Source organism: Vibrio ziniensis, from assembly GCF_011064285.1.
GTDB classification, from domain to species: domain Bacteria; phylum Pseudomonadota; class Gammaproteobacteria; order Enterobacterales; family Vibrionaceae; genus Vibrio; species Vibrio ziniensis.
In genome coordinates this window covers 1,216,336-1,238,332 of record NZ_CP049331.1, presented here as the reverse complement: position 1 = coordinate 1,238,332, position 21,997 = coordinate 1,216,336, and the positions used below count along the sequence as shown (strand labels likewise).

Annotated in this window: 21 protein-coding genes; 9 read left to right on the top strand and 12 right to left on the bottom strand. The window is 40.3% G+C overall.

The annotated features are described in order from the left end of the window. Window positions 1–347 precede the first annotated feature (347 nt). The 5 genes from G5S32_RS05665 (at window position 348) to G5S32_RS05645 (ending at window position 3,687) form a co-directional block, all read left to right on the top strand. A complete protein-coding gene (locus G5S32_RS05665; RefSeq protein ID WP_165311105.1) occupies window positions 348–1,643 on the top strand; it encodes a dicarboxylate/amino acid:cation symporter in 1,296 nt (431 codons plus the stop codon). Window positions 1,644–1,797: 154 nt separating this feature from the next. Beyond that, entirely contained in the window at window positions 1,798–2,343 is a 546-nt protein-coding gene (locus G5S32_RS05660; RefSeq protein ID WP_165311104.1) for a septation protein A, read from the top strand. 117 nt (window positions 2,344–2,460) lie between these two features. Continuing rightward, window positions 2,461–2,862 carry an acyl-CoA thioester hydrolase YciA gene (gene yciA / locus G5S32_RS05655; protein ID WP_165311103.1) on the top strand — a complete coding sequence of 134 codons (402 nt, stop codon included), beginning with the start codon at window positions 2,461–2,463 and terminating at the stop codon, window positions 2,860–2,862. A gap of 131 nt (window positions 2,863–2,993) precedes the next feature. Then, entirely contained in the window at window positions 2,994–3,290 is a 297-nt protein-coding gene (locus tag G5S32_RS05650) for a YciI family protein (RefSeq protein WP_165311102.1), read from the top strand. A gap of 1 nt (window position 3,291) precedes the next feature. Then, window positions 3,292–3,687, top strand: a complete 396-nt coding sequence (locus G5S32_RS05645; protein ID WP_165311101.1) for a GspS/AspS pilotin family protein — start codon at window positions 3,292–3,294, stop codon at window positions 3,685–3,687. Window positions 3,688–3,766: 79 nt separating this feature from the next. Here G5S32_RS05645 and metE read toward each other — a convergent pair whose 3' ends face one another. Next, on the bottom strand, window positions 3,767–6,061 hold the full coding sequence (gene metE / locus G5S32_RS05640; protein ID WP_165311100.1) for a 5-methyltetrahydropteroyltriglutamate--homocysteine S-methyltransferase: 2,295 nt from the start codon (window positions 6,059–6,061) through the stop codon (window positions 3,767–3,769). Window positions 6,062–6,367: 306 nt separating this feature from the next. Here metE and G5S32_RS05635 point away from each other — a divergent pair, with 306 nt between their 5' ends. Continuing rightward, the gene (locus tag G5S32_RS05635) at window positions 6,368–7,714 is read left to right on the top strand and encodes a hypothetical protein (RefSeq protein ID WP_165311099.1); all 1,347 of its coding nucleotides are present in this window, start codon (window positions 6,368–6,370) and stop codon (window positions 7,712–7,714) included. 167 nt (window positions 7,715–7,881) lie between these two features. On the opposite strand, the gene G5S32_RS05630 is transcribed toward G5S32_RS05635, so the two are convergent. The 11 genes from G5S32_RS05630 to G5S32_RS05580 form a co-directional block, all read right to left on the bottom strand. Beyond that, window positions 7,882–8,993, bottom strand: a protein-coding gene (locus tag G5S32_RS05630; RefSeq protein ID WP_246201055.1) for an IS3 family transposase whose coding sequence is annotated in 2 segments (ribosomal slippage) — window positions 7,882–8,732 and window positions 8,732–8,993 — 1,113 coding nt in all. Because the reading frame shifts where the segments join, the coding sequence is not laid out codon by codon here. A gap of 602 nt (window positions 8,994–9,595) precedes the next feature. Further along, window positions 9,596–10,519: an OmpA family protein gene (locus G5S32_RS05625; protein WP_165311098.1), complete on the bottom strand. Its 924-nt coding sequence runs from the start codon at window positions 10,517–10,519 to the stop codon at window positions 9,596–9,598. Window positions 10,520–10,524: 5 nt separating this feature from the next. After that, window positions 10,525–11,379, bottom strand: coding sequence for a flagellar motor stator protein MotA (motA, locus tag G5S32_RS05620; RefSeq protein ID WP_165311097.1), 855 nt, complete (start codon window positions 11,377–11,379; stop codon window positions 10,525–10,527). A 1-nt stretch (window position 11,380) separates the two neighbouring features. Further along, entirely contained in the window at window positions 11,381–12,076 is a 696-nt protein-coding gene (locus tag G5S32_RS05615) for a sigma-70 family RNA polymerase sigma factor (RefSeq protein WP_165311096.1), read from the bottom strand. Next, the gene (locus tag G5S32_RS05610) at window positions 12,077–12,544 is read right to left on the bottom strand and encodes a flagellar basal body-associated FliL family protein (RefSeq protein ID WP_165311095.1); all 468 of its coding nucleotides are present in this window, start codon (window positions 12,542–12,544) and stop codon (window positions 12,077–12,079) included. A gap of 4 nt (window positions 12,545–12,548) precedes the next feature. Next, on the bottom strand, window positions 12,549–13,532 hold the full coding sequence (locus G5S32_RS05605) for a flagellar hook-length control protein FliK (RefSeq protein ID WP_165311094.1): 984 nt from the start codon (window positions 13,530–13,532) through the stop codon (window positions 12,549–12,551). A 2-nt stretch (window positions 13,533–13,534) separates the two neighbouring features. Then, window positions 13,535–13,822 carry a hypothetical protein gene (locus tag G5S32_RS05600; protein ID WP_165311093.1) on the bottom strand — a complete coding sequence of 96 codons (288 nt, stop codon included), beginning with the start codon at window positions 13,820–13,822 and terminating at the stop codon, window positions 13,535–13,537. Between the two features lie 7 nt (window positions 13,823–13,829). Then, window positions 13,830–14,222, bottom strand: coding sequence for a flagellar export chaperone FliS (locus G5S32_RS05595; RefSeq protein ID WP_102964349.1), 393 nt, complete (start codon window positions 14,220–14,222; stop codon window positions 13,830–13,832). Between the two features lie 9 nt (window positions 14,223–14,231). Continuing rightward, window positions 14,232–15,566 carry a flagellar filament capping protein FliD gene (gene fliD, locus G5S32_RS05590; protein ID WP_165311092.1) on the bottom strand — a complete coding sequence of 445 codons (1,335 nt, stop codon included), beginning with the start codon at window positions 15,564–15,566 and terminating at the stop codon, window positions 14,232–14,234. Window positions 15,567–15,672: 106 nt separating this feature from the next. After that, the gene (locus tag G5S32_RS05585; RefSeq protein WP_165311091.1) at window positions 15,673–16,419 is read right to left on the bottom strand and encodes a hypothetical protein; all 747 of its coding nucleotides are present in this window, start codon (window positions 16,417–16,419) and stop codon (window positions 15,673–15,675) included. Between the two features lie 206 nt (window positions 16,420–16,625). After that, entirely contained in the window at window positions 16,626–17,597 is a 972-nt protein-coding gene (locus G5S32_RS05580) for a flagellin N-terminal helical domain-containing protein (RefSeq protein ID WP_165311090.1), read from the bottom strand. A 391-nt stretch (window positions 17,598–17,988) separates the two neighbouring features. On the opposite strand from G5S32_RS05580, the gene G5S32_RS05575 reads away from it, so the two are divergent. The 3 genes from G5S32_RS05575 (at window position 17,989) to G5S32_RS05565 (ending at window position 21,923) form a co-directional block, all read left to right on the top strand. Continuing rightward, window positions 17,989–19,305: a 6-hydroxymethylpterin diphosphokinase MptE-like protein gene (locus G5S32_RS05575; protein ID WP_165311089.1), complete on the top strand. Its 1,317-nt coding sequence runs from the start codon at window positions 17,989–17,991 to the stop codon at window positions 19,303–19,305. Then, window positions 19,305–19,589 carry a hypothetical protein gene (locus G5S32_RS05570; protein WP_165311088.1) on the top strand — a complete coding sequence of 95 codons (285 nt, stop codon included), beginning with the start codon at window positions 19,305–19,307 and terminating at the stop codon, window positions 19,587–19,589. The genes G5S32_RS05575 and G5S32_RS05570 overlap by 1 nt, the downstream gene beginning before the upstream one ends. A 249-nt stretch (window positions 19,590–19,838) precedes the next feature. Further along, the gene (locus G5S32_RS05565; protein ID WP_165311087.1) at window positions 19,839–21,923 is read left to right on the top strand and encodes a flagellar biosynthesis protein FlhA; all 2,085 of its coding nucleotides are present in this window, start codon (window positions 19,839–19,841) and stop codon (window positions 21,921–21,923) included. The last annotated feature ends 74 nt before the right edge of the window (window positions 21,924–21,997 follow it).

Here is a 21,997-nt window from a genome sequence, read left to right as displayed (position 1 = left end):
GAAACAAGTAACAAAAATCCAGCCATAAAATTTTAGGGTCTATTGACCCTAAAATTCATTTAAACTGGTCAATTATTCGTCGCCTTTGTTAAATTCAAGCACAAGGCACTAGCCAAGAAATCGATCATTTTCTTTAACATCTCTCCTCTGACCATTTCCAATTAATCTAACGTTGTTTCTCTCCAAACGAAAAGCAAACGTTTTCTTTGGCTCAAAAATCACCATTTCATCAACAAAAATGTGCGAATACGTGAAATCCGACCAAGATGCATATTGCCAATTGTGAAATATAAGTGTAAAAACGCGAGCAACATAAATTTCCACTAATCGAGGATTGGTTAGTGGTTATGTCTGAAAATTTACACATTATTAGCACAGGGGTTAAGGAAGTGTTAAAAGAAAAGAATTTACTACAGAACATCGGTTTTCAAGTTGTGATTGCCATGGTACTCGGTACCCTAATCGGTGCAGTTATGGGCCACAGTGCAACGATGTTCTCTCCACTGGGTGCCATCTTTATTAACTTAATTAAGATGCTTGTTATTCCTTTGGTTGCGGTTGCTCTAATTTCAGGTGCAGCGGGCCTAGGCAATAGCCACTCCGCAGGTAAAGTTGGTTTCGTTACTTTAGGTTACTTTGCGGTAACTTCTGCTCTTGCAGTTGCTCTTGCACTAGTAATGGGTGAAGTATTCCAACCAGGTACGGGTATTGATGTTTCTGGTGTTGAAGGCATGTTCTCAGCAGAGTACGCATCAAAAGGCGAACTACCTACATTTTGGGCAACCGTTATCGGTATGATCCCAACTAACGTTTTCCAATCTTTGAACGACGCAAACATTCTACAAATTCTTGTTTTCTGCTTGTTCCTAGGTATTGCTATCTCTAAACAAAGTCCAGAAAAACGCGATCCAGTCATCAATGGTGTTAACACTATCGTTGATTCTATGGTGTGGATGATCAACAAAGTAATGGTTATCGCGCCAATCGGCGTATTCGGTCTGATGGCTGAAGCTGTTGGTACATTCGGTTTCGGTGCCCTAATGGTGGTATTCAAACTGTTTGTCGTTTACACAGCGGCTATCCTGATTTTCGGTTTCATTGCTTACCCAGCGATGATTCATTTCTTCAGCAAAACTTCAGCGAAGAAATTCATCAGCGCAATGAAGAAGCCACAGGCGGTTGCTCTTTCTACAGCATCTTCTATGGCAACACTTCCTGTAACTATGGACACAGTCGAGAAAGACCTTGGTGTTCGTAACTCGACAGCGTCATTCGTTCTACCTCTAGGTGCAACGATTAACATGTCTGGTAACGCAATCTACTACGGCTTGGTTGCAATTTTCTTTGCTCAGCTATTCCACATTGATCTGTCTATCGGTGCTTACATTGCAATCATCGTAACAGCAACTTTAGGTGCGGTTGGTCAAGCAGGTGTTCCTGGTCCATCATTCCTAGTTGTAGCGGTTCTTTTAGCAGCAGGTATTCCAATCGAAGGTCTACCACTATTGTTCGCTCTAGACCGTATCTTCGACATGATCCGTACTGCACTGAACATCACTGGTGATGCAGCGTGTGCTGTAATCGTAGATTCTTTGATTGAAGAACCTGAAGAAGAAAAAGTTTACCAAGATCAACAAGCTTAATTGATGATTTTAAAAGAGAAGCCGTCCCTAGGGGCGGCTTTTTTGTTTTCATTAAGAAGATCGCCATTTTGTAACTAAATGGTTTACGCCTATTTAGATAACCGTGCAAATTGAGTAGACTGTGGGCAACGAAAAGTTTGGATGTACCCATATAATGAAACAACTGATTGAGTTTATTCCTCTAATTATCTTCTTTGCTCTTTTTAAGCTTTACGACATATATGTTGCTACCGCAGCTTTGATTGCAGCGACAGCTATCCAAGTAGCAATTTCCTACTTCGTTTATAAGAAAGTCGAAAAAATGCAGCTCATCACTTTTGTGGTTGTTGCAATATTTGGTGGTATGACTATCTTCCTACACGATGACAATTTCATTAAGTGGAAAGTCACCATTGTTTACACCGTATTTGCTTTAGGTCTGACTATTAGTCATATGATTGGCAAATCAGCAATCAAAGGCATGTTAGGTAAAGAAATTACCTTACCCGATAGCGTATGGGCAAAAGTAACCTGGGCATGGGTTAGCTTTTTCGCTGTATGCGCTGTGGTAAACATTTATATCGCATACCAACTACCTTTAGATGTATGGGTAAACTTTAAAGTGTTTGGCCTTCTTGTAGCGACCTTTATCTATACTCTGCTAACAGGTGTCTATATCTACAAGCATTTACCTAAAGAGCAGAAGAATTCTAACCAATAGGTGATTCAGTGCTCCGTTTAAGGGTTAAATCTAAGTAGTATTTACTGCTATAATAGCCACCTTTCTAACAGCGACTCGCTAATCACAGTCGCTGTTTTGTTTACTACGGAAATTGAAATGAGTCAGGAAGTCACTTCCCCTAGAGGTCAACTATTACTTAGAACACTTGCTATGCCAGCCGACACCAATGCGAATGGTGACATTTTTGGTGGATGGATCATGTCCCAACTCGATTTGGCTGGTGGTATTTTAGCAAAAGAGATTTCTTCTGGTCGTATTGTTACGGTGTCGGTTTCAAGTATCGCGTTTAAAAAGCCGGTAAAAGTTGGTGACGTTGTATGTTGTTACGGCGAATGTACTAAGATTGGTCGAACTTCCATGTCGATTAACCTGGAAGTTTGGGTGAAACCCATCAGAGTCGACGGTGTCGGAGATCGTTTCCAAGTGTGTGAAGCTACTTTCAACTATGTTGCGATTGATTCTGACGGTCGCCCCCGTCAGATCAATCCAAGAAACTGATCACAGAAATATGACCACTGAGGTTTAATCATTTACCAAGTTTCAGTACATTACCCCCCTATTAACTTAAACCAAAGTTAATTTAGGCAACTGTTAGCTTGTTGTTTCAGTCATTAATAAGGATATGGATTATGTGGTATGTCATTTTTTCTCAAGATGTTGAGAACTCTCTAGAAAAGCGTATGGGTGTTCGCGCAGCGCATTTAGAACGCTTGCAAGCTCTTCAAGATGAAGGCCGTTTGCTGACAGCTGGTCCAATGCCTGCTATCGATTCCGAAAATCCAGGCGAAGCTGGTTTTACTGGATCAACAGTAATTGCTGATTTCAACTCGCTAGAGGAAGCCAAAACTTGGGCAGATGCAGATCCTTACGTCGCTGCAGGTGTTTATGCTAATGTCATCATCAAACCGTTCAAAAAAGTTTTTTAATATGAAAAAATATATCGCTAGCTTTATCACCTTCAGTTTAATTTTACTTTCGGGTTGTAGCTCCAATGCTGAAAACCAACGAAATTTGGAACTACTGGCTGAGAATAGAGCTAGCCTGCTTAGTGCTGAACTCCCCTTAGAATATGGTCCTCTGAATATTCTGCGAGCCAATGCTCAGGGAACCACCATTGAAATGATGATGGTCTATAATGCTGATGGTAAAAACGCTAAACCAGTAGCCGAAGTGCTGAAAAATAGCATAAAAAGTTTTTGCTCTGACAAAAATATCAAAGCGAATCTTGAAGTGGGAATAAGTTACCGTATTAAAATGCGTAACACCCGAGGTCAATTAATGGTTGATGAGCTCATTACTCAACAAACTTGTACTTCACTATAATGTGATTCGCTATTTATGAAGGAGCTCAGTTGAGCTCCTTCTTTGTTCTACTACTTTTGTTAATTTTGCTACCTTTATTTTAGGCCACGTTACTTTGTGCCTCTTCACGCAAGGTTTTTGCTGCTAACACCATATTGATGAGCGAAGCTTCAACCTCTTTCCAATTACGTGTTTTCAATCCACAGTCTGGGTTTACCCATAAACGCTCTGCTGGGATTTTCGCTGCTGCTTTACGTAACAGGTCTTCAATCCATTCCTGCGTTGGGATATTTGGTGAGTGGATATCATAGACACCAGGGCCAATTTCATTTGGATAGTTAAAATCTTCAAACGCCTTCAGCAGTTCCATATTCGAACGGGAAGTCTCAATGGTAATCACATCGGCATCCAGTGCAGCAACCGAATCGATGATTTCATTGAACTCGCTGTAACACATGTGCGTATGGATCTGCGTTTCTGCTGTTGCACTTGCCGCAGAGATTTTGAATGATTCAACTGCCCAATCTAAATACGTTTTATGGTCACGCTTCTTCAGTGGTAAACCTTCACGAATTGCTGGTTCATCAATCTGAATGATATTAATACCCGCGTTTTGAAGATCAGACACTTCATCACGCAGTGCCAGAGCCAATTGCTGCGCAATCTCTTTGCGGCTGATGTCTTCACGTGGGAATGTCCAGCACAAGATGGTAACAGGACCAGTCAGCATGCCTTTCATCTTCTTCTTGGTCAGGGACTGTGCGTAGCTAGACCATTCCACCGTCATTGGCTTTTCACGTTCAATATCTGCGACGACAATCGCTGGCTTCACGCAGCGTGAACCATAACTTTGCACCCAACCAAATTGCGTAGTTTGGAAACCAGCGAGGTTTTCCGCAAAGTACTCAACCATGTCGTTACGCTCTGCCTCACCATGTACTAACACATCTAACCCTAAAGCCTCTTGACGCTTTACAGCATCAGCAATGTGCCCTCTCAGCGCAGTAATATACTCAGCCTCTGGCAATACCCCTGTTCGGAATGCGCTACGTTGAGTGCGAATCTCGCCGGTTTGAGGAAACGAACCAATAGTTGTGGTTGGGAACAATGGCAAACCAAGCTGCTTCGCTTGTTTCGCAGCTCGTTGCTTATACGGCTCACTTCTTTCTGCCAACGAAGCAGTAATAGCATTTACTCGAGCTTGTACCTGTGGCTTGTTAACGTGCGTTGCTGTCTTTCGCTTCACTATTGGCTGACTATAAGTATCACAAGCTAGAATGGCATCTTGCTCGCCATCCAATGCTCGTCCAAGTGCGGCAACTTCCGTCACTTTCTGTTTTGCAAAAGCAAACCAGCTACGCACCTCTGCTGAAAGATTCTGCTCAAGCTCTAAATCAACAGGGCTATGAAGCAGTGAACATGAACTTGCGACCCAAAGGCGATCACCTAATTTGTCTTTCACCGGTTGTAGCTGGTTACGAAGATGACCCAAATCTGCTCGCCATACGTTTCTACCATTGATAGCACCAACAGACAGAACCCAATGCTCCGGCAGTTTGTTTAGTACGCTATCTAGCTGCTGTGGCGCAGCGGAAATGTCTATATGAAGACCGTTCACTGGCAGTGCAACTATCTTGTCGAGAGTATCAATCACTGAGTCAAAGTATGTGGTAAGCAGTACTTTAACGTCTCCTTGCAACACCTGGTACGCCAATTTAAATGCGTCCTGCCATTGGCTTTCAAGCTCAAGTGATAGCACGGGTTCATCAATTTGCACCCACTCAACCCCTTGTTTGGCCAATTTCGACAAAATGTTTTGGTAAGCCGTCAGTAAACAAGGTAGTAAAGTCAAACGGTCAAAATTCTCTTCGACTTCTTTTCCGAGATACAGGTAACTCACAGGCCCTAATAGAACCGGTTTTACATTCGCTCCCGTTTTAATGGCTTCGTTCACCTCTTCAAACAGTTGTGGCCAGCAGACTTCGAATTTATCGTCTGAGCTGAACTCAGGAACAATATAGTGGTAGTTGGTGTTGAACCACTTAGTCATATCTGATGCGGCACTGCCATTACAGCCACATGAACTTTGCGATTGACCACGACCAACACGGAACAGTGTATCGAGGTCAGGAAAGCCATGATTATGACGAGCAGGCACGTGTCCAAGAAGTAATGTGGTGGTGAGTACATGATCGTACCAAGCGAAATCGCCCGCAGTCGCGAAGCTTAAACCTGCTGATTTTTGTAACGCCCAGTTGTTGTGTCGAATTTCACTACCAACCGCTTTTAGTTCTTGTTGAGTGATGTCACCACGCCAGTATTTTTCTAGTGCAAATTTAAGTTCGCGTTTTTCGCCAATACGTGGATAGCCCAAAATATGTGTAATAGTCGCCATGTGATCGTTCCTTTTGTTAATCTGAGCCAAACACAAAAGATGTCTGGATGGCTAAACTATCACTCCAACAGCTTAATGAAACAATCAACTAATACTCAACTTGTTTATTAATAATATTCATGTATTGAATTAGAGCTTAACTATAAAACTCAAACGGCTTTAGATAACTAAGAGTAAAAATGGAATTTAACCTCACCACGTAAGCAGTTTTTACGTTAAGACAAACAGACTAATCCTACATACAGCAAATTTCACAAAGCTCTAAAATGTTAAGTTGAGTTTTAACCCCCTGTTTGAGTTTGAGTGATGAAAAGAATATCGCTAGCCATATTAGCAAGCATAGGTTTGGGCCTGATATTAGGTGCCTTGCACATTAGCTTTGCTACTAACAGTATTATTAGTGATAAAGTTTATAGATTTAACAACTTTATTTCTGTATTTGACGCATCTAGAGAAAAGCTAAATATTGTATCTAAAAACATCCTTAGTAATTTAGCACAAGATAAAGATGGAGCATTTATTCGTGATAACAACAAAGATCTCAAAGATCTTTATGTAAAAGGAAAAATAAATATTGTCGATGCCACGATATTACAAACCATATCAGACCTTTATGATAATAATCCACGATTAATCAATGAAGAATATAATAAAGAGCTGAACTACTTATCAGTAGTCAACGGAACTCTGTTCTATCGTATAAAGCCGACTAATTATCTTACCTTTAAAAATTCTATCCAATGTGAACTGTCTGATTATTGCGCCCTGCTGTATTACAACAGCAAGCTTTCTAGTGTGACCTATAATTACGATATCCTGGAAGATCCATCTGGCAGCACTAATTTCACCATTTCTCGACCGATTATTAAAGATGGGGTCAACTTAGGTAGTCTAATCCTAGATATTCCCGTTAGTAATATTTTTAATCAACACACTTTCATGAACAAAGAATATTACAATGGTAAAAATGTCTACAGTTTCTCAAGCTCAGACCTACCTATTTTACAATATCAAGGTGATTTTTATATCGATACAAAAAACATCATTCGTATAAAGATTTCCTATGTAGACATATGGGTAAGTCATTCTTATCTATTTGTTCAATACAGTGCACTTGTATTCTTTATCCTATTCCTATTGCTGAAGAAAATAGAACTCAACAGATTAACTAGAAACATAGTGGCAGGAAAAGAAAGCTTCTATGACACTGAGTTTAACAAATTATGTGATGACGTAGCGGTCTATAGCTACGAAATTACTGAGTCTCGTCATTTAGAAGATGTTATTAAAGCGAATGCTGAGAACTCATTAATCCTCGTTAAATACGATTTGGAAGAAGCAAAGCAACGCAATGTGGTCCCCATGGCACATGCACATATGGTTGCTATTATTGGTTCTTTTATTCGTGCAAGTGATTATCTCATTAGAAACTCGAACAGCGATAATGAACTGATTATTCTATTGCCTAAGTGTTCGACTGAAAATGCGGTGAAAGTATTGAATAAGGTTTTATTTAGACTAGGTGATGATATGTACTCTGAACATGAATTAAAGCTCAGAGCATCAAGAATCATATCCAACATTCAAAGTTCAGCTAATATCGATAGTATTGTCTCTATAGCTCAAGATGAGATATCTAAGTTGGTCAACTAAATAACTTATAGTTATTGATATCAATTTCTATGTAAAAAATCCGCCTTCCAAGAAGACGGATTTTTATATAACCTAACGTTTATACAGTATGTGATAGTTAAAGTTTTGATAGTAAAAAGCTCTGCATTTTCAGAGCTTTTTACATTTATACTGTAAACCTCCCCTAATTAGTTGCATCCATAATTAGAGTTTTCGGCTTGTTCATTCTTCATTAAATATTCCCATGGTGTTAGATCATTGAGAGCATCATGGGGACGGTCTTCGTTATATTCTCGTATCCAGTCTTCTGTTAGCTCACGCACTTCATTCAAGGTTCTGAATACATACATATCTAAGATCTCTGTGCGATACGTACGGTTAAAGCGTTCGATATAGGAGTTCTGAGTTGGTTTGCCTGGCTGGATAAATTTCAGCTCGATATCATGCTCTTCAGCCCAAGTCGCTAGCGTCGCAGAGATAAACTCTGGACCGTTATCCATTCGTAATTTTTCAGGGTAACCTCGCCATGCAATGATCCGTTCAAGCACTCGAACCACTCGTTGAGCCGGTAAGCTTAAATCCACTTCGATAGCTAAAGCTTCACGATTGAAGTCATCCACCACGTTGAAAGTTCTAAATCGTCGACCGCATTGTAGGCTGTCACTCATAAAATCGATGGACCAACACTGGTTAGCTAACATGGGCACACTAAGCGGCTCGGACAAACGAGTTGGTAAGCGTTTTTTTCCTTTACGACGCTTATTGAGTTTGAGTTCGCAGTAAATCCGATATATCCGTTTGTGATTCCAGCTATGTCCCCAGCGACGAAGTATTTTGAGCAATTTGCTAAAACCGTAGGCAGGATGACGTTCAACCGCCTTTTGCAGTTCAACAATCACTTCATCGTCGTTATTCGCTTTAGGTTGATATCGATAAACCGAATCACTCATGCCAACTACGCGACACGCAAGACGTAAACTGGCATTGTGCCGTTGTCTGGCATACTTAACCAGTTCGCGTCTTATCGCTGGCTTTACAGCTTTTTTTCTACAATGTCTTTGAGAATTCGATGCTCTAAACTCAACTCAGCAAACATGGCTTTCAACCGGCGATTCTCATCCTCCAAGTCCTTAAGGCGCTTTACGTCAGAGGCATCCATCCCACCGTATTTCGCTTTCCAGTTGTAATAGGTTGCATCAGAAATACCGTATTCACGGCACACGTCATTGACCTTACGACCTGCTTCCACTTCTTTTAAGATTTTGACGATTTGTGTTTCTGAGTAACGTGATCTTTTCATCGCGAGTTCTCCTTCTGTGCTCAGTCTAAGTCGAAGAACTCTAAAATAGTATGTCGCTAGTTTAGGGGAGGTTTACAATACCATTCTGGAAAATTTCCTGATCAGTGAATGGGCGTCGATAAGCAAACCCTCCGAACCATGGATGGCTGGGCGGAGCTTCAGGGACGAATGAATGCGCGTTTGCGTTTGACGCCCATTACGCAGCTCACCGATGCTCAGTCTGATCATATTTTTATCTAGGATGGTATTACTAATGAGTACGTAGGTACTATTTCAGCCGAAATGTCAACTAACACCAAAGACTGTAGATGAGTGCTACAGATGCTAATAAAACACTAGCTAAGAAAGGAATCATTAAATAATGGTGACTTTTTATTACAAATGTTCTCTTTGGAATAGTGACGACTAAACGCACTAATAAATAGTTATAGCCAAGTAGAACTGCACCTGTCATAAACACCCAGTCAGAACTGTTGTTTATTGTGACAATATAACTGAACGAAATAATGTAATTAATTAAGGTCAGCCATGCGACTCCACGTTTTATCTGACGTAGATTGGCATTGCTGACCTTATGGATATTTCTGAGCAAACGTCGAGTCCTAATAGGAAATCGGTAACTGATTGTCTAGAGCAGCTTTTGCCGCCTCTCTTTCCTGACGCCCAATTTTGTCCATAGCTTTCTGATCGACATCTTTGCCTGCCGCTTCCATCTTAGGTAAGTTTTTATACACTTGGCTTAACTGCTTTTGTGCAGTTGAAGTGAGTATAAACACTTCGATACGCCTGTTATCTGCACTTTTAGGATCGTCAAAGTTAACAGGGGCAGTATCCGCCATACCAGAGACTTGGAAGATTTGCTCATTGGGTACACCACCTTGTGCTAAGAAATAGCGAGCCTGATTAGCTCGATTAGCAGAAAGTTCCCAGTTGGTCGTTTTCGCTCCTGCATAACGAGCTGCATCCGTATGCCCAGTGATCACCATAGCGTTAGTCACTCGTTTAAAGACAGGAGCTAAATGCAATAGTAGGTCTTGATAGTAAGGTGTCATATTTGCACCACCACGGTAAAACATTTGACCTTGAGCAGAATCACTTATCAAGATTTTTAAACCTTGTGGAGTAACTGTTACTTGCACACTGCCCATGCCTTGAATCTCTTCGATATGCTCTTCGATCAATCGTGCAAAGACTTCAAGTTCTTGCTGACTATCAACTTCCCCTTCGATTAATGAGTTATCATCAATACGCCGCATGTCTGATTCATTGTTAGTGGTTGCTACTTCTTGTAAAGGAATCGGACTAATAGAATTACCTAACCCATCAGTCTGTAACTTCCCCGTTTGGAAGTACTCAACAAGGTCGCTGCTATCTTTCGTATCCATCACAGACAACAACCATAGGATAAGAAAAAGACACATCATAGAGATCATCAAGTCGGCCATTGCGACTTTCCAGCCACCATGACTCAGTCCAGAATCTTTATTCTGCCTTTTCTTAATAATAGTTACACCAGCATTACTCATAGTGGTTACCTAAGTGATTCCAGCGTTTGCTCTAACTCTGTAAAGCTTGGCTTCACATGGGTTTCAATATGCTTTCGCCCTGCATTCACACACATATGCGCAGACAGGTTTTGCAAATAGCCAGTAATAATGGAACGAATACAGTGAAGAGGTGCAACCTGTTCCTCAGCAATTTCATGCATTGCACTCGACAAAGGACCAGCAAGGCAGTAACAGCCGAAAATACCCGTGAAAGTACCTACTAACGCGCCAGCAATACTTTGGCCGATAATCGTTACATCGGCATCAAGGTTTTGCATTGTTAAGATAATACCCATTACTGCGGCAAGGATGCCGATACCAGGCATCGCTTCTGCGGTAGCGTGCAATTTATGAGAAGGCTTTTCATATTCTTCCATCAGAACTTCAATTTCTTCTTCTAACGCAGCTTCTAGCTCATGGGCAGCGATTTTTGAACTGATTACCTGACGGAAAGAATCGATGATGAAGTGCAACGTAATGGTATCTTTCATAATTGCAGGATACTTGGTGAAAATAGAACTAGCTTCTGGATTTTCTACGTGAGTATCTAAAGCTTTTAAGTTCTGCATTTTCACAACATTGATCAACTCAAACATCAGTGATAACAATTCGTTGTAATAATCTTTTGTATAGATACTTTTACCAAGCGTTTGCTTAATTTGAGAGATCATTAACTTTAGCGTTGGCATCGTACAAGAAATAATCAACCCACCTAAAGATGCACCAAAAATAATCACAATTTCGGATATTTTAACTAATGCACCTAGCCTTCCACCATGAAGAACAAATGACACACCAATAACTGCCAAAATCCCTACGAATGCCAATATTTGCTTCATTCTAAATTCTCTCCGCTCGAGATTTAATTACCTCGACACCTTTGTGTTTTAATCTGTGAACTTTAACTTCGCTTATTTCTAAAGCGAGTGCTGTCTCCTGAGTGCTTAAACCCATCACATACATCAAATACATGACACGTTGAACATCTTCAGGCAATTTTTCCAACTCTTGTTGAATAAATAGAGCAAGTTCTTCTTTATTATCTTCTTCTGTATTATCAACACTGTCATATAAAGCAATGTCATCGCTTAAAATAAGATCTGACATCGCATCTAAATATTCTTGTGCTGTTATATTAAGTGCTTCGCACACCTCAGATTGTCTCGGTGCACGGCCAAGCTGCCCCATCAGCATCGACTCAGCTTTCTTAATATTATTTGCCAATGTTCTGTTATCACGACTCAAATAATCACGTGAGCGTAGCTCATCAATGATGGCACCGCGCATACGAACTGTTACTGATTTAATGAAGTCTTCATTCACTATATGGTCGAACTTACGTAACTCAGTAACAAACGTAATCAAAGCTGTTTGGCGAAGATCCTCTAAGGTGTCTTCATCCACAGCTCCTCTATATCGTTTCAAAGAACGATTAATCAGAGACAAATTTGACTGAATTGCAGCCGACTCTATCGCATGTCTTTCTGCCATAGTCTGCATTTCAGTCTTTTGGTACGCTTGTTTACCTAGCAACATTTATTGATATACCGCTTTAGTAACTAACACTTCCTTAACTTGCCACTGTTTTTCCTTTTTAAACATATAATCCAAATCATCTTGTAGATTCAAAATAAACATCTCGTCACGGTAATATTCAGCTGGCTTTAAACTAAAAACTTTTAATATTTGATTTTTAATTTTTGGAATATCATTTGTTAATGATTTCTCATTTTCTACAGGTGTATAAAGATATACATCCAATAATAATAAACTTTGGCGCTTGGAGAAGTTAATTGGAATCAACATACCGTGCATGGGAACTTCGACCGTCGGAACATTGAGTTCAGCAGATTTAGAAGCACCCTTAATTACCTCAACACCAGAATTTGTAATCGATTCTCCCCAGAACATTCCACTGAGATTAATAATACCAGTGACGCTCAATCCAACAATTGCACCAACGGTCAATAATACGGATGCTAATACCGCAATTACAATTTTCATAACATTACGCTCTTGCTAGTTCACTATTGTCGATTTCTTGTTCTTCATTCAAATCCAAACTTGCAGCATTGCTTGCAACAATAAGATCGTCGCCAAACGCGAAGAAATCCTGCTCTGTGTTTTGCTGATGTTCACTAGTAACAGAGACATCGACATTTAAGAAATTCTGCTCAACCAACTCTGCTCTTAAGCGGTCAGAAGTCATCTGAATTGACTCTCGTGTTGTGCTGGATGAAGCATTAATTTGAACATGTAGTTTGTCGTGGTCGAGTTTCACAACCAGTTCGATTTTACCTAGGTCAGGTGGATCTAAACGAATCGTTGCGGTTGGTGTTTTCGCATTAACCTGAACACTGACTTTGTCAGCAATTGTCGCACTCAAACGCTCACCTAGCTCTTGAGTAGACAGTGATTTGTCCATCACCGCTTTAAATTGCAAATTTGAGGCAACTTCATTTCGTGCAGTCTGCGAGTTGTTGTTCAACAGCGCGTCTGCCGCCACGGTAGGTTCTTTTACGGTAGTGGCATCGATCAATTTTCCATCGAGAACACTATTAGTAGCCAATTGACTTGTTGCTACCTGAGCACTCGCTAGTGAAGCACTTGTGCTCATTACATTTGAAACTGCCGTTACGATAGAGTCTGCAACCATTGAGCTAGCAGCCGTTACTGAAGAATCTTTTACCGAATTATTCACCGTTGTAACGGACACAGAAACAAGATTGAAATTGTCACTGATATCGGCAGAAAGATCTGTCAACTCATCTGTGCCGGCAGTGGTTAATTCAAGCGATTCATCACTCTCAGAGAGACTTAATCCAAGATCTGTAACAACATTTTTTGCCTCAGTATCCAGAAGCATCGCCGCAAAACTCATCGTCGCAGTTCCCGTAGAATCTCGGTCCCTAAAACCTTGTTTTGCATTCAGTACAGCACCTTCAGACAATGAAGCGGTATCTGTCGAAGTATGGTTTAAACCATTTATCATAATTATTGACTTAACTGGGTTCTTTGATAGGCAAAATCTCTTGCCTTATTAGTATTAAAGCTATCCATTTCCGCTTTAACGAGATCCCTTTCCTTCTGAATAAACAAAATAGCCTCATGGTGCACCTGCTTAAGTTTTGCAAGTACTTCCAAATTTTCTGCTGCCTGTTGATCTACATTAGGTAGATGTTTTTGCAGCAAATTGACCGCACGTTCGATGTTTTCAACGCTGCGGTCTTCTAGCGCTCGTTGATAAAAAGCCAACAGCTTATTAAGTTCTAGCTGATTCATAATCTAATTAGCTTAAAAGCTTCATCGCCCCTTCCCAGCCTTCGCGTAAATCTGCGAGTGGCTGTTTCAGGTCTTTGATAACTTGCGTATCTAAATCTTTTGAACCTTTAAACACAGTTGCAATACTGTGTTCATAAAGATTATGAATATTTTCAATCAGTTCATTAGGGTTATCCAAATCTAAAGAAGCGTCTAAAGCCATCAAAATGTCGATGGCTTTTTGTGCTGACTTTGATTTTTTTAGGAAATCCTTTTCGTCGATAGCAAACACAATAGTGTCTAGCTCGATAGCTAAGCGGTCATGCAGCATACAGATCAGTTCAAACGTATTTGAAACGGATGCATTCGCTTGAATCTGCACATTGCTATATGCCGCTTGTTGTTGATTACCTAGTAACATTGTCTACCTTTAAGCAAATAGTGTTGAAATTGAACTCATCGAGTACATCAAGTTGTTTAAGTTCGTAAACTGAGAAAGATAACGCTTGTAGTACATCTCGTACTTGGTATCTAAGTCGTCTAACTTGTCGTTTACACGAGTCTGTTCAGTCGCGTTGCGCTCTTTCTTGGTTTTTAATGAACCTGTATTGTAGTCCGCGTATTTTTCAATACTGGACTCCATGGTTTTAAACAGACCGGCTTCGCCAAGGAAAATCTCTTCTAAATCGTAGGTTTCTGAGGCTTCTTTGAATTTGTCTTCATCTAACTCAAGTTCACCATCTTTATTTAGAGACAAACCAATTTCGAATAAACTCACGCCGTTATATGAAGTACGAATTAGGTTTTTTAGTTCGTTAGAAATGCCACGAATTTGACCATCCGAAGCCAATACACCACGCTCTTCACTTTCACTGCCAGAACGCGTTGCTTCATTAAGAATACTTAACGCACTGTTGAATGAAGTAATGACTTCGTTTAGCAGCTCCATCGTTGCACTACTATCAGGCCCAATAGAAAAGTTCGTTGTATCGTCGCCAGTTTTATTGGCTTTTGTAACGGTAATATCGACGCCATTGACAATATTGGTAAAGGTATTGCTGCTGTTTGTTAATTCAATGCCACCATCATCTGGATCGCCTAAGTAAATAATGGCATCGCGGCCTTCTTTTACTGTAGTAGCACCACTAAAAGCGGAGGCATCACCTTCTGCACTACCTTCAACTATTTCAAATCGGTTAGCTTCACCCGTTTCTTCCGAGCTAAGCATTAGCTTCATTGTTCCGCCAGAGCGAACTAAAGATGCGTTCACCTGACCGTCTAATTCTTGGTTAATGTGGTTGATCAGTTCTTGATAAGTGACGGAACCACCTTCACCTTTACTTGAAAACGCATCATCAATATCAAATTCATGCGTCTCAGTACCGATTTTGATGCTGAATTTAGTACCATTACCAATCGTTGCAAAAGTATCTGATGTTTCAGAACCGGAAGTCTCAATCACCATTTGGTGCGAAGCAGCGGTCTGTTTAACAAAAATATCCATACTGATATTTTTTGCATAACCTGCTGCGTTTACACTGAAATAGTCTTCACTTGATTGTGATACTGCACTTTGCGAAAAAGAACCTGTCGGTTTAGTAAACTTGTACAATAAGTTATCGAGAGCATCCAAAGCATTATCGATTTTACTAAGCATGCTGCTTTGGCTTTGTAGCGTGCTTAATTTTGTTGAATAACGGTTTTGAGCCGAATAAACCTCGTAGTACGCGAGTTGGTCAGCATACGATGACGCATCAATTTGCATAATTGTCTCCAAAAACGGCTCAACCGTTATGACAGATCTTTCTATTTATATGATAAGGCGTTAGCCAAAGTGGGAACATCTACCCCTGCTGATTCCTACGTAGGATTTAGCTTAGGATTGAAACAGCAACGTCTGCAGTTGTTTGTGTGCCTGCTAGTTGTTTTGCACCGCTTGGCTCTAACATGCTACTTCTTGATGCGGCACTAGCCTGTTGAGCAACTTCTGTATCAACTGTTGAATGGTTAGCAAAAGCGTCTTGCATTTGCATATCCAATTCAGAACGAGTCTTCGCTAACTCACTCATTAAACCAGCTTCGCCAGATAACTGCTGTTTCATTACAGATTTTGAATCATCCGTTAATTCGATTTTGCTTAGCGTCTCAGCAATAGAAGAAATTTCGCTACTATTGAACTTAACTTTTACTTCTTTCTCTTCGTTAGCATTGTTAGCTTGCACTGATGACGCTTCTTCACCTTGTACATCTTTTAACTGTTTAGTGAGATCTGTTAGTTGTGCACGTAGCTTAGCAACTTTTTCGCTGCCTTCTGCATCATCTTGCTCAATCGCTTTATTCAACTGAGAGGCAACGTTTTCCATATCAGCTAACACACTTTTAGTATTTTGTAATTGAGCTAAAGAGTTTTGCGCTTCTTTTTGCTGATAAGAAGGTTGATTTGAACGTTCTGCTAGACGATCAGCAATTTTAATACTAGTTTCGTCACTGTCATCAACAACAGCATTTACTCGCTCATCAATATTATTGACGGCAGTGCTAGGCTTATTCACATCAGCAGTTACAGTGCTCTGAGTGTTGAGATAAGCCTGATTATTTGTGGGTACTGAAATAATCATGATAATCTCCTTTTAACTGGTTAAATCAACTTTTCTACACTTATTAATAACGACTTATTCAATAGGTTTATTTCGTATAAATAACGCAAAACAATGATTAAAGAATTTTCTTACATTCAAACGTAATTATCCTTAAATAATATTTTAAATATAAAAAAGCCAGCGACTCGCGCTGGCTTCTCTATTTACTCTAAAACTAATTCACCTTAGCCTAGCATTGACATCGCTAGTTGTGGAATTGTCTTAGTTGCACTTAGCATTTGTGCACCAGATTGCATTAGCATTTGGTTCTTAGACATGTTGCCTGACTCAGATGCGAAGTCTGTATCCATGATACGACCTTTAGACGCTTCTAGGTTCTCTGTCATGTTTGCTAGGTTGTTGATGTTGTGCTCTAGGTTGTTGATTTGAGCACCGAACGCCGCACGTGACTCACCCACTACATTGATGAAGCCTTCTAGTGCATCCATTGCTGCTGAAGCCATTTCAGTACCTGTACCGGCAGCATCACCAACAGTGAATGTTGGATTACCTGAAGCATCTAATACCGGATTGCCCGATGCATCTAAAATAGCAACACTTTCTTGTAAACTTAAGTTAGTAAAACTTGCAAGTGCTGTGTTTAAAGAACCTAGGCTTGATGTCACATCTACATTGGTTTGCTCTGCTGTCGTTGAACCTGTTTGGAACGTTACACCACCAGTTGCCGCAAATACGCCAGCTGCTGACGTTACGTTACCTGATGCATCTTGTACTTCTGCACCTAATAGTTTCTGACCACCGAAATTAGTGTTTTGTGTCATTTCAGCTAGTTGTGAAGCCAGTGCTTGGAACTCTGAATCTAATGCAGCACGGTCAGCATCTGTGTTTGAACCGTTCGCTGCTTGTGTTGCTAAGTCGTTCATACGATATGCGATGTTAGTCATCTCATCCATTGCAGATTCTGCTGTTTGCATCATAGAGATTGCATCTTGTGAGTTACGTGATGCTACTGACATACCACGTGATTGAAGCTCTAGACGGTTAGCAATTTGAAGACCCGCGGCATCGTCTGCTGCTGAGTTTACACGGTAACCTGTTGATAGACGCTCCATTGAAGTTGAAAGCGCGTTGTTTGTGCTGTTTAGTGTGTTTTGAGTAACTAGGTTAGCGTAGTTAGTATGTAGTGAAATAGCCATAATATTTACCTCTTAGAAAATTCTTTTAGATACCTTCGTATCCCATTCACTGATTAATTACGGCGACACTGTTTTTTTTATTTCACTAAATTTTTATATTTTTTAATTAACGGAATTTTCCTACATAAAAAATAATAATTCTTACAAACCTCAATCAATTTTCCACTGAATTAAATATAACAACCTTTGTTTTACAATAATTACATTATCGATGTAGAAAGTTCGTGTTTAGTTACAGCTATAATCAGAATTATCTTATGGTATTTCATTTTTACAAAAATAGAATGATACTTTTGTTTCTATATACCTTGCTTTACTAAGCACACTATTCGTCAACGAAAGCTGAGTTGATTATCGATATAGAACCACCAAACATCAATACGAAGGTTTTATGAGCACGGAACTTTACCAAAACAACATCGAGATTTTATCAAAACTATATCCCGAACTCGCTGAGGCGATCGAACTGCATGACATCAGTCATCTCAACTTTGAAGTGGTTGAGCGTCAGGTAGCGACCATAGCAATAAATGGTATCCAACTGAGTAGTGCCTACGACCCAGTTGAAGAAGCTCTTGCTTACCGCAGTCAAACTTCTAGCGGAACTTACCATATGTGGGGCTTTGGAATAGGATCGGTTGCTGAAATTCTTCTCAATGACAAAAACCTTAAGAAACTACACATATACATTTATAACTTAGATGTCATCAAACTAGTTTTAACATTAATGCCTAAACTTTGGTTAGTAGATGAACGAGTGGAACTACACTATGTCCATAACGACATGCCGGAAAAAACTAACGTACTAAATAAACTATTTACCAAAGATACTTTCATTATTAATGCTGACTTGCATTTGGCAAATTACAATAGAGTTAATTTGAACTGGTTAGTACATAGAATAGAAAATAGATTGGTCACAATTGCTGTTAGCCGAACACATACAAACGATCAAGCTAAGGAAAAACAAAATAAAATTGATGAAGAAAATTATCCGGTACTTAGAGTGACCCCTGTAATCGATCATCTAATTGAAAACAATCAGTTTAAAGACGTATTGTGTATAGGTGCTGGGCCATCCCTAGATTCACATATTAATGACGTAATCAGCTTGTTTAAGAAAAAAAACAGGCCACTATTTATGGCTCCTTCCACTGCACTAAATGCGCTTATTAAACATGGTATTACACCTGATATCCTTGCTGTTATTGATCCTGTTGTAAAAGCAGAAGATATTCCTTTTGAAAAGCTAAAAAACACTACCTTTGTAGGTGGTAGCCGTGCACAGAAATCTATATGGGAACAATGGAAGGGTCGAAAATACTACTTCCATTTGATAGACGAAACTTTCGATGAATTAAACAAGAAACTACCATCTAAGTACCGTTTAAACATTTTCGGCTCAGTAATTCATCCTATGACTAATTTAGCAATACTCCTTGGTGCTAAAACCATCCGTTTTATAGGTTGCGATTTCGGTTTCCCTGGAGAAGTACAACATGCATCGACTCAAGATCATTATAAAATCGATATGTCCGTTAACATTGAAAACGGCTATGGTGAATTAATCAAATCTTCGCCGACTTACAGAATGTTCTGCTCTGGTATCGAAAATATTATAGCACAGCGCCCAGATATAAACTTTATTAACATGAGCAGATTGGGAGCAAAAATAATTGGCGCTCGCTATGAAGATGAGGTGAACTAATGAATAATTTTGATATAGAAGAAACGCTAACAAAAGCTGCCGTAGCCTATTTTGGAAACGACCACAATTTAGGGATGTACTTATTGAAAGGTTGTTTACGTCGCTTGTCTTTACTTCCTTTAAATGCAGAACAAGCATCTTATTTGGCAACAACTATTTCAACAATAAACGAAATGATTAAGCTAAATAACTTCACTGGTCTTGCTGATGTGATCATGTTCGAACTCATCAAAAACTTCCCAGATTTTGATTCTTTGCTAGCTCAAGATTCTGCTGAAAACTAAGTCCGACAAAAACGAACTTGAATTAGGTTATTAGATTCTCTGTCTATAACCTATTACAAGTTCTATCGATTATCCCCCACCCAACGTGTCCCCTCCCGCCTGCATTCAAATTCTCGCCGCACCCTACAGGCATTATCGGAAATGTCTGATAGTTTGCATTCACCAATAAAAATAAAATATCTGACCTTATTTTCTTAACTTTCATACTACTTTGCGATGAAAGTAAACACTAACTAGTGAACCTGAGACATGTTAAAAGGCTTACAGATATTTAATTCTAAACTCGCGATACCACTCGTGCTGTTGATGATACTTGCGATGGTTATCTTACCGTTGCCAGCATTGCTGCTCGATGGTTTCTTCACTTTTAACATTATGCTGGCCATTGTGGTCTTGCTGGTAAGTAGTACCGTTAAGCGAATTCTCGACTTCTCCGTATTCCCTTCGTTGCTCTTAATTGCAACCTTACTTCGTCTAACACTGAACGTTGCTTCTACACGTATCGTACTTCTTGAAGGTCATAATGGTGGTGATGCTGCCGGTAAGGTCATTCAATCGTTTGGTGAAGTGGTTATCGGTGGTAGCTACGTAGTTGGTATCGTTGTATTCGTTATTTTGATGATCATTAATTTTGTGGTTATCACCAAAGGTGGCGAACGTATTTCAGAAGTATCTGCTCGATTTACCCTCGATGCGTTGCCGGGTAAACAGATGGCGATCGACGCCGACTTAAACTCAGGCAACATCGACCAAGAGCAAGCGCGGGCTCGCCGTAAAGAGGTGGGCGATGAAGCTGAATTCTACGGTGCAATGGATGGTGCGAGTAAGTTCGTTCGTGGTGACGCCGTCGCAGGTTTGATGATCCTGTTCATCAACTTAATTGGTGGTGTACTGATCGGTATGTTCGAGCACGGTCTAACCGTTGGTGAAGCATTCCAAACCTATGCTCTACTTACCATCGGTGACGGCCTTGTAGCTCAGATCCCATCGCTATTACTTGCAGTTTCAGCAGCAATCATCGTAACTCGTATCAGTGATAACGAGAACGATATGGCTGAGGTGATTAACAAGCAGATCCTTGCTTCGCCTTCAGTGCTATACATGACTTCTGGTGTCATGTTCATTATCGGTAGCGTACCGAACATGCCACACCTCGCCTTCTATAGCTTTAGTGTTACCGTTGGTTTCGTAGCGTGGAGGCAAAGCAAGAAAGAGGAAGGCGTCGACATATCCAAAGCGGAAGTTGAAGCTCCTTTAGAAAGAACATCTCTAAAAGACCAACCTCTCGATTGGGGAATTATTCCTTCTGTTGATGCGATTGCTTTGCGCCTTGGATTTAAACTTGTTCCGTTAGTGACTAATAAAGAACAGAATTCCTTACTGAAAAGTATTCGTGGTTGTCGTAAAACCCTAAGTGAACAAATCGGCTTTGTGATCCCAGAGGTCGTGATTCGCGATGACTTAGCACTTAAGCCAGCAGAATACGTTATTTTGGTCGATGGTGATGAGATTGAACGTGGCGAGGTTTATCCTGATATGCTTATGGCAGTGGGCCCAGGGGTGACTTCCGCAAACATAGACGGCACACTAGGCGTTGACCCTGCTTATCGCTTGCCGGCGCTTTGGATCTCTAAAGAAGACAAAACTAAAGCGATTAACTTAGGTTTCCAAGTTATCGATATTCACGATGTTATTGCAACACACGTTAGTAAAGTATGTACTGAACATCTGGATGGCATCTTTAACTATGATGATGTTAAAGCACTCAATAAACGTTTAGCATACGAGCATCCCGAGCTAGCGGAGAGTCTATCAACAACTCTTACTCCGAACTTACAGATGATGGTCATTCGTCAGCTACTAGCTGAGCAGGTGCCGATTATTAACATTCGTACCATTGCCAACACTTTGATAGAAAGTGGCGATAAAATCAAAGATCCAATTCTGCTTTCATCCAACATTCGTGTCGCTCTTAAACGTACGATTCTAAATTTAGTTTCACCACACGCTAAAGCCGTGAATGTGTTTACGTTAGGAGTTCAAGTTGAGCAAGATATCAAAGCGGGTATTACACTTGCCCAGCAAAATGACCCTAACACACCACTTGATGGCGTTCCGCTAGCACCTGAACTGCTACAGAAGTTCCAAAATCGTATGCCTTCGATTGTACAAACCATGCAAGCGCAAGGTATGACCCCAGTATTGTTGGTAACGCCCATGGCTCGTCCAATTGTAAGCAAACTGGCACGAGCATTTGCTAAAGGTTTAATCATTCTTTCGTTTAATGAAATCCCTAATGAGTATCAGATCAACCCATTAGGTCAGATTGACTAATATTCTTCTGGATAATGTCCTAATCAGTGAATGGGCGTCGATAAGCAAACCCGCCGAGCCATGGATGGCTCGGC

Coding starts and splice junctions, on each gene's coding strand:
- G5S32_RS05665 (WP_165311105.1), top strand. CDS start 348: ATGTCTGAAAATTTACACATTATTAGCACAGGGGTTAAGGAAGTGTTA.
- G5S32_RS05660 (WP_165311104.1), top strand. CDS start 1,798: ATGAAACAACTGATTGAGTTTATTCCTCTAATTATCTTCTTTGCTCTT.
- yciA (WP_165311103.1), top strand. CDS start 2,461: ATGAGTCAGGAAGTCACTTCCCCTAGAGGTCAACTATTACTTAGAACA.
- G5S32_RS05650 (WP_165311102.1), top strand. CDS start 2,994: ATGTGGTATGTCATTTTTTCTCAAGATGTTGAGAACTCTCTAGAAAAG.
- G5S32_RS05645 (WP_165311101.1), top strand. CDS start 3,292: ATGAAAAAATATATCGCTAGCTTTATCACCTTCAGTTTAATTTTACTT.
- metE (WP_165311100.1), bottom strand. CDS start 6,061: ATGGCGACTATTACACATATTTTGGGCTATCCACGTATTGGCGAAAAA.
- G5S32_RS05635 (WP_165311099.1), top strand. CDS start 6,368: ATGAAAAGAATATCGCTAGCCATATTAGCAAGCATAGGTTTGGGCCTG.
- G5S32_RS05625 (WP_165311098.1), bottom strand. CDS start 10,519: ATGAGTAATGCTGGTGTAACTATTATTAAGAAAAGGCAGAATAAAGAT.
- motA (WP_165311097.1), bottom strand. CDS start 11,379: ATGAAGCAAATATTGGCATTCGTAGGGATTTTGGCAGTTATTGGTGTG.
- G5S32_RS05615 (WP_165311096.1), bottom strand. CDS start 12,076: ATGTTGCTAGGTAAACAAGCGTACCAAAAGACTGAAATGCAGACTATG.
- G5S32_RS05610 (WP_165311095.1), bottom strand. CDS start 12,544: ATGAAAATTGTAATTGCGGTATTAGCATCCGTATTATTGACCGTTGGT.
- G5S32_RS05605 (WP_165311094.1), bottom strand. CDS start 13,532: ATGATAAATGGTTTAAACCATACTTCGACAGATACCGCTTCATTGTCT.
- G5S32_RS05600 (WP_165311093.1), bottom strand. CDS start 13,822: ATGAATCAGCTAGAACTTAATAAGCTGTTGGCTTTTTATCAACGAGCG.
- G5S32_RS05595 (WP_102964349.1), bottom strand. CDS start 14,222: ATGTTACTAGGTAATCAACAACAAGCGGCATATAGCAATGTGCAGATT.
- fliD (WP_165311092.1), bottom strand. CDS start 15,566: ATGCAAATTGATGCGTCATCGTATGCTGACCAACTCGCGTACTACGAG.
- G5S32_RS05585 (WP_165311091.1), bottom strand. CDS start 16,419: ATGATTATTTCAGTACCCACAAATAATCAGGCTTATCTCAACACTCAG.
- G5S32_RS05580 (WP_165311090.1), bottom strand. CDS start 17,597: ATGGCTATTTCACTACATACTAACTACGCTAACCTAGTTACTCAAAAC.
- G5S32_RS05575 (WP_165311089.1), top strand. CDS start 17,989: ATGAGCACGGAACTTTACCAAAACAACATCGAGATTTTATCAAAACTA.
- G5S32_RS05570 (WP_165311088.1), top strand. CDS start 19,305: ATGAATAATTTTGATATAGAAGAAACGCTAACAAAAGCTGCCGTAGCC.
- G5S32_RS05565 (WP_165311087.1), top strand. CDS start 19,839: ATGTTAAAAGGCTTACAGATATTTAATTCTAAACTCGCGATACCACTC.